Here is a 13963-nt window from a genome sequence, read left to right as displayed (position 1 = left end):
CAAGATAGGTGGTGTGCAGGTCGACGTCAACGCCGCGAACAAGATCCCAACGGGACCCGCCTCGCCGGGGGAGGTCCTGGAGGTGCTGCGCCGGGGCGGCCCGATGACCCGGCAGGAGCTCCAGGCCAGGATCGGGCTCTCCCGCGCCACCATGGTGGAACGGCTGGACGCGCTCGGCAGGCTGAAACTGCTGCGCACGGTGGGCCACCAGGCCTCAAGCGGCGGGCGGCGGGCCGAGCTGCTCGCGGCGGACGAGACCGGCCGCTGCGCCGTGGTCGCCGACATCGGCGTCAGCCACGTGACCGTCGCCGTCGCCGACCTCACCGCGACCGTGCTCGCGAGCCAGCGCGAACGCGTCCCCAACCGCCAGGAGCCGACCGCGGTGCTGCGCCGGGTCCTGGAGCTGAGCCGGGAACTGCTCGCCGAGACCGGGCGGGCCGACGACGTCTGCGCGATGGCCGTCGGCGTGCCCGGTCAGGTCGACCCCACGTCCGGCTCGAACACGGCTCCGCCGACGATGCCCGGGTGGTCCGGCACCTGGGTGCACGACACGCTCTCCACCCAGCTGGACGTGCCCGTGCTGGTGGAGAACGACGCCAACGCGCTGGCCTTCGGCGAGCACCTGGCCGACGGGGCGCCTTCGACCACGCTCCTCGGGGTGAAGGTCGCGACCGGCATCGGCAGCGGCGTCGTGCTCGGCCGCCGCCCCTACCGCGGCGTCACCGGCAGCGCGGGCGAGATAGGGCACATCAAGCTCGCCGGTCACGAGGAGCGGTGCGGGTGCGGTCGCACCGGCTGCCTCGCCGCCGTCGCCGGTGGCCGGGCGCTGATCCGCCGCCTGCGCCCGAGCGGCGCGCGCACCCTGCTCGACGTCGTCCGCCAGGTGGAGCAGGGCCGCGCCGAGGCCGTCGAGCTGGTCACCGAGGCGGGCAAGCTCCTCGGCGGCGTGCTGGCCACGGTCGTCAGCATCATCAACCCGCAGCAACTCCGCCTCGGCGGCCCGATCGGCGCCCTCCCCCAGTTCGTCGACGCCGTCCGCTCGGCCGTCCTCGACGCCGCGCACCCCGTGGCGCTGCGCGGTCTGCGCGGCATCTCCCCCGCCCGGCTCGGCGACCGGGCCGCCCTGGTCGGCCTGGCGGGCTTGAGCGCCGACGCCGTCTTCGCCCCCGCCGCCGTAGACGCCCTCATCACCGCCTGACCTCACCCCCACGTTTTCGCCCTGAACGAGTCATTGAGGGAATCCAACGCACCAAATGAGTCATTGAGGTACTTCAGCGCCCCCAATGACTCATTCAGCACATCGTGACACCCAGGGTTCGCCGGTCTTCAAGTACCACCAACCCCCACCCCAGCAGTCACAAACCACCCCCAACCCCCCACGACACACCAACGCCAGTGCCCTCAACGACTCGTTCAGGGCGTTGAGTGCCCTGAACGACTCGTTCAGGGAATCCAACGCCCCGAATGCGTCATTCGGTTCTCTGGGTACGTGGAGGCTGAGGCGGATCAGTCGGTGAACAGGGCGACGCATTCGACGTGGTGGGTCATGGGGAAGGCGTCGAAGGCTCGTAGCGCGGCGAGGCGGTAGCCGTTGGCGGCGAAGTCCGCGACGTCGCGCGCGAGGGCCGCGGGATCGCAGGCGATGTGGACGACGCGGCGCGGGGACTTGTCGCAGACGGCGTCCACCACGGCGCGGCCCGCTCCCTTGCGCGGCGGATCGAGCACCACGGCGTCCGGCCACTGTCCGTCCATTTCGGACGATCCGAGGACCTTCTCCACCAAGCCCGGCATGAAACGGACCTGCGACAGGTCGGCGAGACTCCGGCGACCGGACTCCACGGCCCGCGCCGACGACTCCACGACGGTGACCGAGCCGGTCGGGCCGACCTGCTCCGCCAGTGCCGCGGCGAACAGGCCGACACCGCCGTAGAGGTCCCACGCCGTGGCTCCGGGCGCGGCGTCGGCGAACTCCATGACGACGGAGACGAGGGTGTCGGCGGCGGCGGGGTGGACCTGCCAGAAACCGCTGGCGTCGACCCGCCAGTCGCGACCGCCCGCGTGCTCGGTCGCGGTCCCGCTGCCGACGGCGAACCGGGGCCGCTGGTTGCGCACCCACTCCGTGACGTGGAGGTCGCCGTCGCCGTCGCGGGTCACCTGCACCTCGGAGCCCGGCTTCCACCGCTGCTCCAACACATCCGGCAACACACCAGAAACGGCGATCGGGCAGTCGTCGATCGGGATCACCCGATGGCTCCGCTGGCCGCGCAGTCCGGCCCGGCCGTCACGGTCCACCGCGAGCCGCACGCGGGTGCGCCACCCCAGCGGACTCTCCGAGAGCGCCTCGACCTCGACGTCCCAATCCAAGCCCGCCAAGCGCTTCAGCTGTTCCTGGACCACCGTAGCCTTCAAGGAGCGCTGTGCGGCGGGCGTCGCGTGCTGGAAGTCGCAACCCCCGCAACCGCCCGGAACCGCTACCGGGCAAGGAGGTTCGACGCGATCCTCGGACGGGCGCAGCACCTCCACCGCGTCCGCGCGGCAGAACGAGCCGCCCTTGTCCTCGGTGACCTCCGCGACCACCACTTCACCCGGCAACGCGTGGCGCACGAAGAGAACGCGGTTGTCGTGCCGGGCGACGCAGTGGCCGCCGTGGGCGACCGCACCGACCTCGATCTCGATCCGACGGCCGGTCCAGTCAGTTTTTGTTGTCACGCTGAGGATTCCTCGTTGATCGTTGTTCGCCGAGCCCACGACGCACCGCGCCGGGGGCGACGACCGCACGGTCCCGGACCCGCTGCGAGGACACCAGCTGCCACGGCACGCTGGTCACCATCACGCCGGGCTGGAACAGCAGTCTTCCCTTGAGCCGCAACGCGCTCTGGTTGTGCAGGACCTGTTCCCACCAGCGGCCGACCACGTACTCCGGGATGAACACCGTGACCACGTCGCGCGGGTTGTCGCTGCGGATGCGCTTCACGTAGTCCAGCACCGGTTTGGTGATCTCGCGGTAGGGCGACTCGATCACCTTCAGCGGCACCTTGATGTGCTCTTTTTCCCACTGGGTGACCAGTTTCCTGGTGTCGAGGTCGTCGACGTTGACCGTGACCGCCTCCAACACGTCCGGCCGGGTCGCCCGCGCGTAGGCCAGCGCGCGCATCGTCGGCAGGTGCAGCTTGGAGATCAGCACCACCGCGTGGTTGCGGGAAGGCAGCATCGCCTTGCCGACCGCGATCTCCGCGGCGGCCAGCTCTTCCGCCACGTGGTCGTAGTGCCTGCGGATGCCCGTCATCAGCGCGAAGACCGCGGCCATCGCGACGATCGCGATCCACGCGCCGAGGGTGAACTTGGTGATCAGCACGACCACCAGCACGACACCGGTGATCGCCATGCCGAAGGCGCTGATCAGCCTGGACCGGACGAGCCGCTTGCGCGTCGCCTCGTCGGTCTCCGACGCCAGCAGCCGGTTCCAGTGCCGCACCATGCCCGCCTGGCTCATCGTGAACGAGACGAACACGCCGACGGTGTAGAGCGGGATCAGCCTGCTGACCTCGGCCTCGTAGAGGATCACCAGCAGGATCGCGAACCCGGCGAGGAAGACGATGCCGTTGGAGAAGGCCAGCCGGTCGCCCCGGGTGTGCAGCTGGCGCGGCAGGTAGCGGTCCTGGGCCAGGATCGAGCCGAGCACGGGGAAGCCGTTGAACGCGGTGTTCGCCGCCAGCACCAGGATCAGGGCCGTGACGCCCGCGATGAAGAACGCGCCGATCGGGAACTCGTTGAAGACGGCGTTGGCGATCTGCACCACCATCGTCTTCTGCTGGTAGCCCTCGGGCGCCCCGACCAGCTGCTCTGCCGGGTGCTCGGCCATCTTCACGCCGGTCAGCTGCGCGAGCACGACCAGGCCCATCAGCATGGTGACGGCGATGCCGCCCATCATCAGCAGCGTGGTGGCCGCGTTGCGGGACTTCGGCTTGCGGAAGGCGGGCACGCCGTTGCTGATCGCCTCGACCCCGGTCAGCGCCGCGCAGCCCTGGGTGAACGAGCGCAGGATCAGCATCCCGAACGCCAGGCCCATCAGGTGGTCGTTCTCCGCCTTGAGCTCCAGGTTCGCGCTCTCGGCCACCATCTCCTCGCCGAAGACGAACCCGCGCAGCATGCCGAAGATGATCATGAAGATCATCCCGAGCATGAACGCGTAGGTCGGGATCGCGAACGCGCTGCCCGACTCCCGGACCCCGCGCAGGTTGATCGCGGTCAGCAGGACGATCGCCCCGACCGCGAAGGCCACCTTGTGCTCGGCGACGTAGGGGATCAGCGAGCCCAAGTTCGCCATCGCCGAGGAGATCGAGACGGCGACGGTGAGGATGTAGTCGACCAGCAGCGCGCTGCCGACGGTGAGCCCGCCGTACCGGCCGAGGTTGACCATCGCCACCTCGTAGTCACCACCGCCGGAGGGGTAGGCGTGCACGTTTTGGCGGTAGCTGAACACCACGGTGAGCATCACCACAGCGACGGCGATGCCGATCCACGGCGCGAAGACGTAGCCGGACAGGCCGGCGACCGAGAGGACGATGAAGATCTCCTCGGGCGCGTATGCCACGGAGGACAAGGCGTCGGAGGCGAAGACCGGCAGCGCGATCCGCTTCGGCAGAAGCGTGTGCGCGAGCCGGTCGCTGCGGAACGGACGCCCCAGGAGAAGGCGCTTCGCCGCGGTAGCGAACTTGGACACGCGACGAAGGGTATTCGTTCCACTCACCAAGACGGAGCAGCCGTAGGTAGGTTGAGTCCCGTCCGGGTGATTCGCCCGGAAAAGGCGAGGACACGACGGAGGAAGCTACCTTGCGACAGCCGCGTCGGCAGGAGGGCACATCGTGCACGTGGTGATCATGGGCTGCGGGCGGGTCGGCTCGTCGCTGGCCAAGGGGCTCGAACGGCTGGACCACTCCGTCGCCGTCATCGACAAGAACCCGCAGGCGTTCCGCCGCCTCGGCAGCGAGTTCCACGGCCAGCAGGTGACCGGGATCGGCTACCACCGGCAGGTGCTCGTCGAGGCGGGCATCGAGCGCGCGGGCGCGTTCGCCGCGGTGTCCAACGGGGACAACTCCAACATCATCTCCGCCCGGGTGGCCAAGGAGACCTTCGGCGTCGAGCACGTCGTCGCGCGGATCTACGACCCGAAGCGGGCCGCGGTCTACGAGCGGCTGGGCATCCCCACCGTGGCCACCGTGCCGTGGACGACCGACCGGTTCATGCGGATGCTGCTGCCCGAGGGCACGGCGTCGGCGTGGCGGGACCCGTCCGGCACCGTCGCCGTGCTCCAGCTGCCCGTGCACGAGGACTGGGTCGGCCGCCCGGTCAGCGAGCTGGAGGAGGCGACCGGGGCGCGCGTGGCGTTCATCATGCGCTTCGGCACCGGCCTGCTGCCCCGGCCCGACTCCGTGGTCCAGGCCGACGACGCGATCTACGTGGCGGCGCTGTCCGGAACGGTGACCGTGGTCGCCAAGGCCGCGGCCGAGTCGCCGGAGGAGGGGCACTGATGCGCGTCGCCATCGCCGGAGCGGGCGCGGTGGGCCGGTCCATCGCCCACGAGCTCCTGGAGAGCAACCACCAGGTCATGCTGATCGAGCGGGACCGGGAGCACTTCGAGCCGCAGAGCGTCGAGCAGGCCGAGTGGGTGCACGCCGACGCCTGCGAGCTGGCCTCGCTGGAGGAGGCCGGGATCGAGCTGTGCGACGTGGTGATCGCCGCGACCGGGGACGACAAGGTCAACCTGGTCGTGTCGCTGCTGGCGAAGACGGAGTTCGCCGTGCGCCGCGTCGTCGCCAGGGTCAACGACCCGCGCAACGAGTGGCTGTTCACCGAGGCGTGGGGCGTCGACGTGGCGGTGTCCACGCCGAGGATGCTGGCCGCGATGGTCGAGGAGGCCGTCACCGTCGGCGACCTGGTGCGGCTGATGACGCTGCGGCAGGGCCAGGCGAACCTGGTCGAGGTCACGCTGCCGGAGGAGACCCCGCTGGCGGGGCGCACGATCGAGAGCCTCGACCTGCCCCGCAACGCCGCGCTGGTCACCGTGCTGCGCGGCGGCCGGGTGATCGTGCCCCAGGGCGACGATCCCCTTGAGGCGGGCGACGAGCTCCTCTTCGTGGCCACCGACGACGTCGAGGCCGACATCCGTTCCGCCCTCGGCTTCTGACCCAGCCCGGTTCGCCCGTTTCGTACTCTTAGCGGGGTATGGGAGCGCTCTTTTTCCCGCTAAGAGTACGAAACGGATTGGTCTGGACCACTCCGGCCGAGGTTCAGGCGGTGGCGGGGGTGGAGGCGTGCGGGTGCGCCGCCTTCTCGATCTTGCCGACGCGGCGCACCGCCCAGACGGTGACCAGGCCGACGAGGATCGTCAGCGGCCAGCCCATGGACAGCCGCGCCACGGCCAGCCAACCGGTCTCGTCGGCGTTGTAGAGGTAGCGCTGCACCACGAACCGGGCGCCGAAGATCAGGACCCAGGACAGCGTGGCGATGTCGTAGGCCAGCCGCGCCGACTTGTCCTGGCGCCAGGCGAAACCGGTGTCGTTGAGCGTGGACCAGATGACCCCGACCAGCGGCCAGCGCGCCAGCACCGACACCAGGAACACACCGCCGTAGACCAGGCTGGCCCAGATCCCGAACAGGAAGAAGCCCTTGGCCTCCCCGGTCTGGTTGGCGATGAACACGCAGATGCCGACGCCGAGGAAACCGGAGACGGCGGGCTGCAGCGCCTCCTTGCGCACCAACCGCCACACGGCGATCAGCGCGGCCACGCCGAGCGCTCCCCACATCGCGGGCTGCAACCCGGCGAGGGAGTTGATGGTGACGAAGGCGACCACGGGGATGGTCGAGGAGATCAGCCCGGCGAGGCCGCCCATCTGCTCGAGCAGCGTCGGGTCGGAGCGCCGCGGCTCGGCGGCGGGCTCGGGGGCCTGGGTGGGTTCAGTCATGAGTTGTCTGCAGTTCGTAGTAAGGGTTGTAAAGGACCTTGCGTCCGTCCCGCACCGCGAGCCGGCCTCGTGCCTTTATCGTCCGTCCGGGCTCGATTCCCGGGATACGCCTGCGTCCGAGCCACACGAGCAGCACACCGTCGGTACCGTCGTAGAGCTCGGCCTCCAGCGTCGCGACCGCGTCCTTCGGACACAGCTCGACGCTGCGTAACCTGCCTACCACGGTGACTTCCTCACCGGAACGGCAGTCACACGCACGCCGGGCGCCCTGCGCCTCCGCTTTCCGCGAGAGGTCATCGGCGTCCAACTCAGCGACGTCGCTGGTCAGACGGCGGATGAGGCGGCGCAGATAGCCACCACCGTTGCCACCCATGCTGGTTGCTCCCGTGCCGTAGGGACCCGTCGCACGGGTCGTGGGATCCAGAGTAGCCATGCGTCGGTGTCGGCCGACCCCGACGAAGGCAGGATCATCTGTCATGACGTTCACGCGGTCCGCAGCGGGTCCACGGGCGGTGCTGCTGCCGGGGGCCGGATCGGACGACGAGTTCGTCCGCGCGGTCTTCGAAGGGCCGCTGCGCTCGCTCGGCGTTCCCCTCATCACCCCTGGTCCGGGCCTGCCCGGCGAGCACGTCTCGGCCCTGAGCGAAGCGGCGGCGGCCGGACCGGTGCTCGCGGGCGGCATCTCGCTCGGCGCGCACCTGGCGGCCGCGTGGACGGTGAAGAACCCGAACAGGTGTATCGGGCTGCTGCTCGCGATGCCCGCGTGGACCGGCCGTTCGGCGGATCAGCCCGCCGCCGTGGCGGCCCGCTCCGGCGCGGCCTCGGTGCGCGAGGTGGGCCTGCCCGAGACGCTGGACCGCGCCTGCGCGGGCGTCGACCCGTGGCTGGCGGCCGAGCTGCGCCGCTCCTGGAACCGCCACGGCGCGGCGCTGCCCGAGGCCCTGGACGCGGCGGCGGCCACCCCGGCCCCGAGCCTCGCCGACCTCTCGACGATCACGGTGGCCACCGGGGTGGTCGCGTGCGTCGACGATCCGCTGCACCCGCTGGCGGTGGCGATGGAGTGGCACCGCGCCCTACCGAACTCGGCGCTGGGCGTGACCACGCTCAGCGCCCTCGGCGCGGACCGCGAGTCCCTCGGGCGCGCGACCCTGCTCGCCTACCTCCGCGCCGACCGCCGCCGCTAGCCGGGTCTACTGCTGGGCCTGGAGGTGCTGGGCGATCGCCTCCGGCAGCTCCACCGGAAGCGGCGTGCGCACCGGCATCGGGGACTGGCCGCGCACGACCACGGTCAGCCGCAGGATCTCGCGCAGCATGTCGGCGGCGTCCTCGGCGCTCTCGCGGGGGCCCGCGGTCACGCCGCGCAGCATCCACCTCGGACCGTTCACGCCGACGAAGCGCAGCGCCACGTCCTCGTTGCTGATCTCCGCGGAGACCTCGTCGCCCCAGACCCCGCGCTCCTTGACGACCCGGTGGCCCTCACCGCGCAGCTGGTCGGTCAGCTCCTTGGCGATCTCCCGCCACATGTCCCCGGTGCGCGGCGCCGCGTAGGCGCTCACGGTCAGCCTGCCGACCGGGGTCACCACGTGCACCGCGCGCAGTTCCCCGTCGTCCTGGCCGACCTCGACCTGCAACTGGGAACCGTCGGGGACCGGGACGCGGACCGAGCCGAGGTCCAGTCGCGAGATCTCGTCCTGGGGCGCGTCGGCCTCGTCGAACGGACCGTCCGGGCCGTCCTCGCCGACCTCCTCCGCGGCCTGCGCGTCGACCCTGGCCTGCTCTTCCGCCTGCTTCCGCTCGCGGCGGCGCCTACCGAACATGATCTACTCAGACCTCCATAGCCGTGTCTGCCGATTCAAGCACCGCGTGGCCGCCGGTGGAGCCGTACCCGCCCGCGCCGCGCTCGGAGTCTGGCAGGGACCCGACCTCGCGGAACACGGCGTGCTCAACACGTTGAACCACGAGCTGGGCGATCCGGTCGCCCCGGCGCAGCACGATCGGCTCCCGGACGTCGTGGTTGACCAGGCATACCCGGATCTCGCCGCGGTAACCGGCGTCGATGGTGCCCGGCGTGTTCACCACGCTGAGCCCGGCGCGGGCGGCCAGGCCGGAGCGCGGGTGCACGAACCCGGCGTACCCGCTGGGCAGGGCCACCGCGACACCGGTGCCGACCACGCCGCGCTCACCGGGGGCGAGGACGAGGTCGGTGGTGGTGACGAGGTCGACGCCCGCGTCGTCGGGCCGCGCGTAGCTCGGCAGCGGGACACCGGGGTCGGTGCGGGTCAGGAGCACCTCAAGGCTGGACACGACGGGCGAGACTACCCTGGGGGCGTGAGTAGCAGTGGGACCGAGACCAGCGGCTCGAAGAACGTCGCACCGCCCCTGTTTTCCGAGCGCCTGTCGGTGCCGTGGTGGGGCTGGCCGTTGCCGCTGGCGGCCGCGGTGATCCTGGCCGCGGAGATCCACATGGGCAACCCGGGCCTGCGCTCCTGGCTGCCCTACCTGGTCACCGTGCCGCTGGTGGTGTGGGTGCTGTTCTGGCTCGGCCGGGTGCGCGTGCAGGTGCGCGACGGCGAGCTGTGGGTGGGCGATGCCCACCTGCCGCTGGAGTTCGTCGGTGAGGTCACGACGTTGACCGCGGCGGAGAAGCGGCCCGCGCTCGGCCGCGACCTCGATCCGGCCGCCTTCGTGGTGCATCGCGGATGGATCGGTCCCGTCGTGCTGATGGAGCTGACCGACGAGAACGATCCGACCCCGTACTGGCTGTTCAGCGCCCGCGACGCGGAGCGCCTCGCCGCCGTGCTGCGCGAGCACGGCGGCCGTGGGACCGGCTGAGAACCGGAGCGCCCCCGTTCACCTCAGGGAGACCCTGCGCCGGGTCCGGGGGCGCGCCCGCTGTTAGGCGCAGTCCCGGCAGATCAGCTGGCCGCCGCGTTCCTCGGACAGCCTGCTGCGGTGGTGCACGAGGAAGCAGCTCGCGCAGGTGAACTCATCAGCCTGCTTGGGCACCACCTTCATGGTGAGCTCCTCGCCGGACAGTCCGGAGAGGTCGGCACCGGGCAGCTCGAAGTTCTCGTCCGGGGCGTCGGTGTCGACATCGACCACCCCGGATTGAGTCTCGTTGCGCCGCGCCTTCAACTCCTCCAACGAGTCCTCGGCGAGGTCGTCAGTCTCACCACGGCGCGGAGCGTCGTAGTCGGTCGCCATTAGTCATTCACCCCTGCGGTCAACTGAGACTGTCTGTTCGTGCCGCTGGACAACGTCCGAGCGCACCAATTTGTGCCCGCCGTTTACGTGACGGCGGTCTCGTGAATCCGGTGTGGTGGAACCCCAGCGCGATTTCCGGCCCGCGCGTGGAGTGCCAACGATGCCCCCGGAGCGCGCAGAGGGTAGCTCACCAACGCGAAAACCGCGCGGTGGCTCACCCAGTTGCCGAACGGTGTGTTGTTGCGCACTCCGGCGTCGAAACGCGGGTGGCGAAACGTCTTGACGGTGGAACGGGTGCGCCCGATTCGCCGCGACACGCACGGGGAACCGATGTGACCAGTGTCGGTGAAACGGCCTAGGCTGGATGGTGAGAGCAGTGTCCATATCGGAGAGAACGTCCGTGCGGACCGACGTGGGGGAGGACGAGAGGTCTTGGCTGCCGCGAGTGTGAGGCAGATCATCGGTCCGGCGGGCTATCGCAAGCGCAAGCCCGTACCCGCGTTGATCTTGTTGGCGATCCTTGGTGTGCTCGCGGTGTCCGTGTGGACCAAGGTCTTCAGTACCAGCGCGGACGTCGAGGCCGCGGTGCGCTGCCCCGATCCGGGCGCGGCGAGACCCGGGGCGAGCGCGGCACCGGCGAAGCTCGGCCAGGCGCTGCCGCTGGACGCGCTGGACCGCACCGACCCGATCGCGCCCAACGACATGAAGGTGACCGTGCTCAACGGCAGCGGCAGGCGCGGCCTGGCCGGTCAGGTCGCCGAGAAGCTCGCCGAGCTGGGCTTCAACAAGGCCGGTGAGCCCTCGGACGACCCGGTGTACGTCAACCAGGACCTGGACTGCCGCGGGCAGATCCGGTTCGGGCCCAACGGTGCCTCCGCCGCGCGCACGATGAGCTTCCTGTTGCCGTGCGCCCAGTTCATCCGGGACGACCGGCAGGACGGCGGCATCGACGTGGCGCTGGGCAGGAAGTTCACCGGGGTCGACCCCAGCAGCGAGGCGAAACAGATCTTCGAGCAGCTCAAGACCTGGTCCGAGCAGCAGCCGGAGAGCGGGGGCCAGCAGGCCGCGCCCGCGCCGCCGTCGCTGGACTCGGCGCTGGTGAAGGCCGCCCGCACCGCCTACTGCTGACGGCAAGACGTCCGAAAAGGCCCCCGCCCACCGCGGGGGCCTTTCACGTTGTCCGGCCCTCCGGAAAGGTCAGATCTTCGCGGCCCCGGCCGAGCGCAGGGCCTCCGCGAGGTCCTCGGCGATACCGGGGGCCGCGGCGAGGGTGATGTCGCCGCCGAGTCCGTCCTCGGTGCCGTCCGGCAACCGGACCAGCGCGCCCGCCTCCTCGGCGATCAGCGAACCGCCCGCCCAGTCCCAGTGGCCGAGCCCGTGCTCGTAGTAGGCGTCCAGCCAGCCCGCGGCGACCGCGCACAGGTCCAGCGCCGCGGAACCGCTGCGCCGCAGATCGCGGGTGTGCCGGGCGAGCGTCGCGGACACGTCGGCCTGGCGGGCCCTGCGTTCCACCGCGTACGCGTAGCCGGTGCCCACGAGGGACAGTTCCAGGCGCGTGGTCGCCGAAGCGCGCAGCGGTACCCCGTCGAGGGTCGCTCCCCCGCCCCGGACCGCGCTCCACACGCGGCCGCTGGCGGGCTCGACCACTGCGGCGGCCACTGACACCCCGTCGAGCTGAACCGCGATGGACACGGCGTACCAGGGCAGGCCGTAGAGGTAGTTCACGGTGCCGTCGATGGGATCGACCACCCAGAGCAGCCGCCCGGCGCCCGGATCGGCTCCGCCCTCCTCGCCGAGCACCGCCTCGCCCGGCCGCGACCGCGCCAGCCGCTCGCGGATGAGCCGTTCGGAGGCCTTGTCCGCGGCGGTCACCACATCGGTCTCGGTGCTCTTGGTGTCCACCTCGCCGTGGAAGCCACCGGGGCCGCTCCGCATGCGCTGGACCAGTTCGGCGGCCTCGGTGCCGATGGTGACGGCCGTGCTCCTGAGAGCTTCGAAGTCGGGGTTCACGGCCTCCATCCGACCACAGCGGACCCGAAGCAATGCCCAGCTCGGCTGGGCCATCCTCTATGGTCTGGCCACCAACCATCTGAATCGAACAGGAAGGGACCACGGGATGAGCGCCACGCGCGGATTCGGGGTCGACATCGGCGGCTCCGGCATCAAGGGCTGTGTCGTGGATTTCGAAGCCGGCGTGCTGGACGGGGAACGCCTGAGGGTCCCGACCCCCCAGCCGTCCACCCCGGACGCGGTCGCGGACGTGGTCGCCGAGATCGTGGACAAGTTCTCCTGGGACGGCCCGGTCGGCGTCACGCTGCCGTGCGTGATGAAGCGCGGCGTCGCCCTGTCGGCCGCCAACGTGGACAAGGCGTGGATCGGCACGGACGCCGCCGCCCTGTTCGCCGATCGCCTCGACCGGCCCAAGGAGGACGTCGTGGTCCTCAACGACGCCGACGCGGCCGGGCTCGCCGAGATGCGCTTCGGCGCGGGCGCGGGCAGGGACGGCGTGGTGGTGCTGCTGACCTTCGGCACCGGCATCGGCAGCGCGGTGTTCCTGGACGGCAAGCTCGTGCCCAACACCGAGTTCGGCCACCTGGAGGTCGACGGGCACGACGCGGAGAAGCGCGCGGCCGCCTCGGTCAAGGAGGACAAGGAGCTCTCCTGGGAGCAGTGGGCCGCCCGGGTGAACCGCTACCTCCAGGTCCTCGAAGGACTGGTCTGGCCGGACCTGATCATCGCGGGCGGCGGGGTGAGCAAGAAGGCGCACAAGTGGCTGCCGCTGCTGGACGTGCGCACGCCGATCGTGCCGGCGAGCCTGAAGAACGACGCGGGCATCGTCGGCGCCGCCGCGGCCGCGGCCAGCGGGCTCCGCCCCTGAGCCATTTGCGACTCCAGCAGCCTTGTCTGCCTGCACAGATGCGATCGAGCCGGGTTCAGGGTGGATCGGGACGCAACCCCGGTCCGGCTTCGTCGTTACAATGGAACAGTGCCCACGGGTGAGACCCGTCAGGCACGACCCCCAGAACGCCGGCGACCGAGCTTCGCGCCCTTGGTCTGCCGTTGAGCCATCTCCGCGAAAGGGCGTACGTGGCAGCCGCAGAAATCGCAACCCGACGCTCCAGCTCCGCCGCCGCTGGTGGCGCCAACTCGACCAGGAAGGCCACCGTGACTGCCGAGGGCGAGGAGGGGGCCGCCACGGCGACCGCGGCTGGTAAGACCGCGACGAAGCCGTCGACGGCCGCCTCGGGCAAGGGCACCGCCAAGAAGACCGCGGCCAAGGGCACCAAGGCCGCGGCCGGGAAGAAGGCCGCTCCGGCCAAGGGCGGCAAGAAGGCAGCGACCAAGGGCGACGGCGACGAGCCGGACATGGAAGGCAGCCCGGACGACGCCGACCTGACCGACGTCGAGGTCGACCTCACCGAGGACCTCGCCGCGGACGAGCCCGCCGAGGAGGCGCCGCCCGCCAAGGGCAGCGAGGACTTCGTCTGGGACGAGGAGGAGTCGGAGGCGCTGCGGCAGGCCCGCAAGGACGCCGAGCTGACCGCCTCCGCCGACTCGGTCCGCGCCTACCTCAAGCAGATCGGCAAGGTCGCCCTCCTCAACGCCGAGGAGGAGGTCGAGCTGGCCAAGCGCATCGAGGCCGGCCTGTACGCGGCCGAGCGGCTGCGCAAGGCCGAGGACGAGAACGAGAAGCTGGCCCCGCAGCTGCGCAGGGACCTGCGGTGGATCGTGCGCGACGGTGAGCGGGCCAAGAACCACCTGCTGGAGGCCAACCTCCGCCTCGTGGTCTCCCT

15 protein-coding genes and 1 pseudogene are annotated in these 13963 nt (G+C 70.9%); 8 read left to right on the top strand and 8 right to left on the bottom strand.

From position 1 onward, the window contains the following. Window positions 1-13: 13 nt before the first annotated feature. Window positions 14-1198, top strand: coding sequence for an ROK family protein (locus NLX83_RS35085; RefSeq protein WP_254239562.1), 1185 nt, complete (start codon window positions 14-16; stop codon window positions 1196-1198). A gap of 308 nt (window positions 1199-1506) precedes the next feature. Here NLX83_RS35085 and NLX83_RS35080 read toward each other — a convergent pair whose 3' ends face one another. Further along, window positions 1507-2709 carry a class I SAM-dependent RNA methyltransferase gene (locus NLX83_RS35080; protein ID WP_254239561.1) on the bottom strand — a complete coding sequence of 401 codons (1203 nt, stop codon included), beginning with the start codon at window positions 2707-2709 and terminating at the stop codon, window positions 1507-1509. Further along, window positions 2693-4723 (bottom strand): APC family permease, encoded by a 2031-nt coding sequence (locus NLX83_RS35075; protein WP_254239560.1) that lies wholly within the window; start codon window positions 4721-4723, stop codon window positions 2693-2695. Before NLX83_RS35075 ends, NLX83_RS35080 begins: the two co-directional genes overlap by 17 nt. Before the next feature lie 106 nt (window positions 4724-4829). On the opposite strand from NLX83_RS35075, the pseudogene NLX83_RS35070 reads away from it, so the two are divergent. Next, window positions 4830-5531: pseudogene (locus NLX83_RS35070) on the top strand (potassium channel family protein); the annotation flags it as partial. Beyond that, window positions 5531-6187 (top strand): potassium channel family protein, encoded by a 657-nt coding sequence (locus NLX83_RS35065; protein ID WP_254239558.1) that lies wholly within the window; start codon window positions 5531-5533, stop codon window positions 6185-6187. The pseudogene NLX83_RS35070 and the gene NLX83_RS35065, both read left to right, overlap by 1 nt. A gap of 103 nt (window positions 6188-6290) precedes the next feature. Here the strand turns inward: NLX83_RS35065 and NLX83_RS35060 are convergent, their stop codons facing one another. Next, a complete protein-coding gene (locus NLX83_RS35060) occupies window positions 6291-6965 on the bottom strand; it encodes a DUF3159 domain-containing protein (protein ID WP_254239557.1) in 675 nt (224 codons plus the stop codon). Then, window positions 6958-7338 (bottom strand): OB-fold nucleic acid binding domain-containing protein, encoded by a 381-nt coding sequence (locus tag NLX83_RS35055; RefSeq protein WP_086827408.1) that lies wholly within the window; start codon window positions 7336-7338, stop codon window positions 6958-6960. The genes NLX83_RS35060 and NLX83_RS35055 overlap by 8 nt, the downstream gene beginning before the upstream one ends. A 103-nt stretch (window positions 7339-7441) precedes the next feature. Between NLX83_RS35055 and NLX83_RS35050 the strand changes: the two genes are divergently transcribed. Next, complete coding sequence (locus NLX83_RS35050; RefSeq protein ID WP_254239556.1) at window positions 7442-8149, top strand: alpha/beta hydrolase; 708 nt, start codon at window positions 7442-7444, stop codon at window positions 8147-8149. 6 nt (window positions 8150-8155) lie between these two features. Here the strand turns inward: NLX83_RS35050 and NLX83_RS35045 are convergent, their stop codons facing one another. Further along, a complete protein-coding gene (locus NLX83_RS35045) occupies window positions 8156-8782 on the bottom strand; it encodes a DUF3710 domain-containing protein (protein WP_254239555.1) in 627 nt (208 codons plus the stop codon). A 7-nt stretch (window positions 8783-8789) separates the two neighbouring features. Next, on the bottom strand, window positions 8790-9269 hold the full coding sequence (dut, locus tag NLX83_RS35040) for a dUTP diphosphatase (protein WP_254239554.1): 480 nt from the start codon (window positions 9267-9269) through the stop codon (window positions 8790-8792). Between the two features lie 24 nt (window positions 9270-9293). Between dut and NLX83_RS35035 the strand changes: the two genes are divergently transcribed. Further along, a complete protein-coding gene (locus NLX83_RS35035) occupies window positions 9294-9797 on the top strand; it encodes a DUF3093 domain-containing protein (RefSeq protein WP_254239553.1) in 504 nt (167 codons plus the stop codon). Window positions 9798-9860: 63 nt separating this feature from the next. Here the strand turns inward: NLX83_RS35035 and NLX83_RS35030 are convergent, their stop codons facing one another. Next, window positions 9861-10169 (bottom strand): DUF4193 domain-containing protein, encoded by a 309-nt coding sequence (locus NLX83_RS35030; protein WP_086827374.1) that lies wholly within the window; start codon window positions 10167-10169, stop codon window positions 9861-9863. Window positions 10170-10616: 447 nt separating this feature from the next. Here NLX83_RS35030 and cei point away from each other — a divergent pair, with 447 nt between their 5' ends. After that, complete coding sequence (gene cei, locus NLX83_RS35025; RefSeq protein ID WP_254239552.1) at window positions 10617-11297, top strand: envelope integrity protein Cei; 681 nt, start codon at window positions 10617-10619, stop codon at window positions 11295-11297. Window positions 11298-11366: 69 nt separating this feature from the next. On the opposite strand, the gene NLX83_RS35020 is transcribed toward cei, so the two are convergent. Next, a complete protein-coding gene (locus NLX83_RS35020) occupies window positions 11367-12188 on the bottom strand; it encodes an inositol monophosphatase family protein (protein WP_374118849.1) in 822 nt (273 codons plus the stop codon). 97 nt (window positions 12189-12285) lie between these two features. Here NLX83_RS35020 and ppgK point away from each other — a divergent pair, with 97 nt between their 5' ends. Both ppgK and NLX83_RS35010 read left to right on the top strand, forming a co-directional pair. Next, complete coding sequence (gene ppgK / locus NLX83_RS35015; RefSeq protein WP_254239551.1) at window positions 12286-13047, top strand: polyphosphate--glucose phosphotransferase; 762 nt, start codon at window positions 12286-12288, stop codon at window positions 13045-13047. Window positions 13048-13256: 209 nt separating this feature from the next. Next, the coding region (locus NLX83_RS35010) for a sigma-70 factor domain-containing protein (protein WP_374118848.1) at window positions 13257-13963 on the top strand (707 nt) is incomplete at its 3' end.

Source organism: Allokutzneria sp. A3M-2-11 16 (assembly GCF_024213555.1).
Lineage (GTDB): Bacteria > Actinomycetota > Actinomycetes > Mycobacteriales > Pseudonocardiaceae > Allokutzneria.
The sequence above is the reverse complement of the archived record's forward strand: the minus strand, read 5'-3'. Positions and strand labels throughout refer to the sequence as shown.

Bases quoted from the DNA above. Each gene is read 5' to 3' on its own strand.
- NLX83_RS35045 (WP_254239555.1), bottom strand. From the start codon at position 8,782: ATGTTCGGTAGGCGCCGCCGCGAGCGGAAGCAGGCGGAAGAGCAGGCC.
- NLX83_RS35050 (WP_254239556.1), top strand. From the start codon at position 7,442: ATGACGTTCACGCGGTCCGCAGCGGGTCCACGGGCGGTGCTGCTGCCG.
- NLX83_RS35065 (WP_254239558.1), top strand. From the start codon at position 5,531: ATGCGCGTCGCCATCGCCGGAGCGGGCGCGGTGGGCCGGTCCATCGCC.
- NLX83_RS35055 (WP_086827408.1), bottom strand. From the start codon at position 7,338: ATGGGTGGCAACGGTGGTGGCTATCTGCGCCGCCTCATCCGCCGTCTG.
- NLX83_RS35030 (WP_086827374.1), bottom strand. From the start codon at position 10,169: ATGGCGACCGACTACGACGCTCCGCGCCGTGGTGAGACTGACGACCTC.
- NLX83_RS35060 (WP_254239557.1), bottom strand. From the start codon at position 6,965: ATGACTGAACCCACCCAGGCCCCCGAGCCCGCCGCCGAGCCGCGGCGC.
- ppgK (WP_254239551.1), top strand. From the start codon at position 12,286: ATGAGCGCCACGCGCGGATTCGGGGTCGACATCGGCGGCTCCGGCATC.
- NLX83_RS35020 (WP_374118849.1), bottom strand. From the start codon at position 12,188: ATGGAGGCCGTGAACCCCGACTTCGAAGCTCTCAGGAGCACGGCCGTC.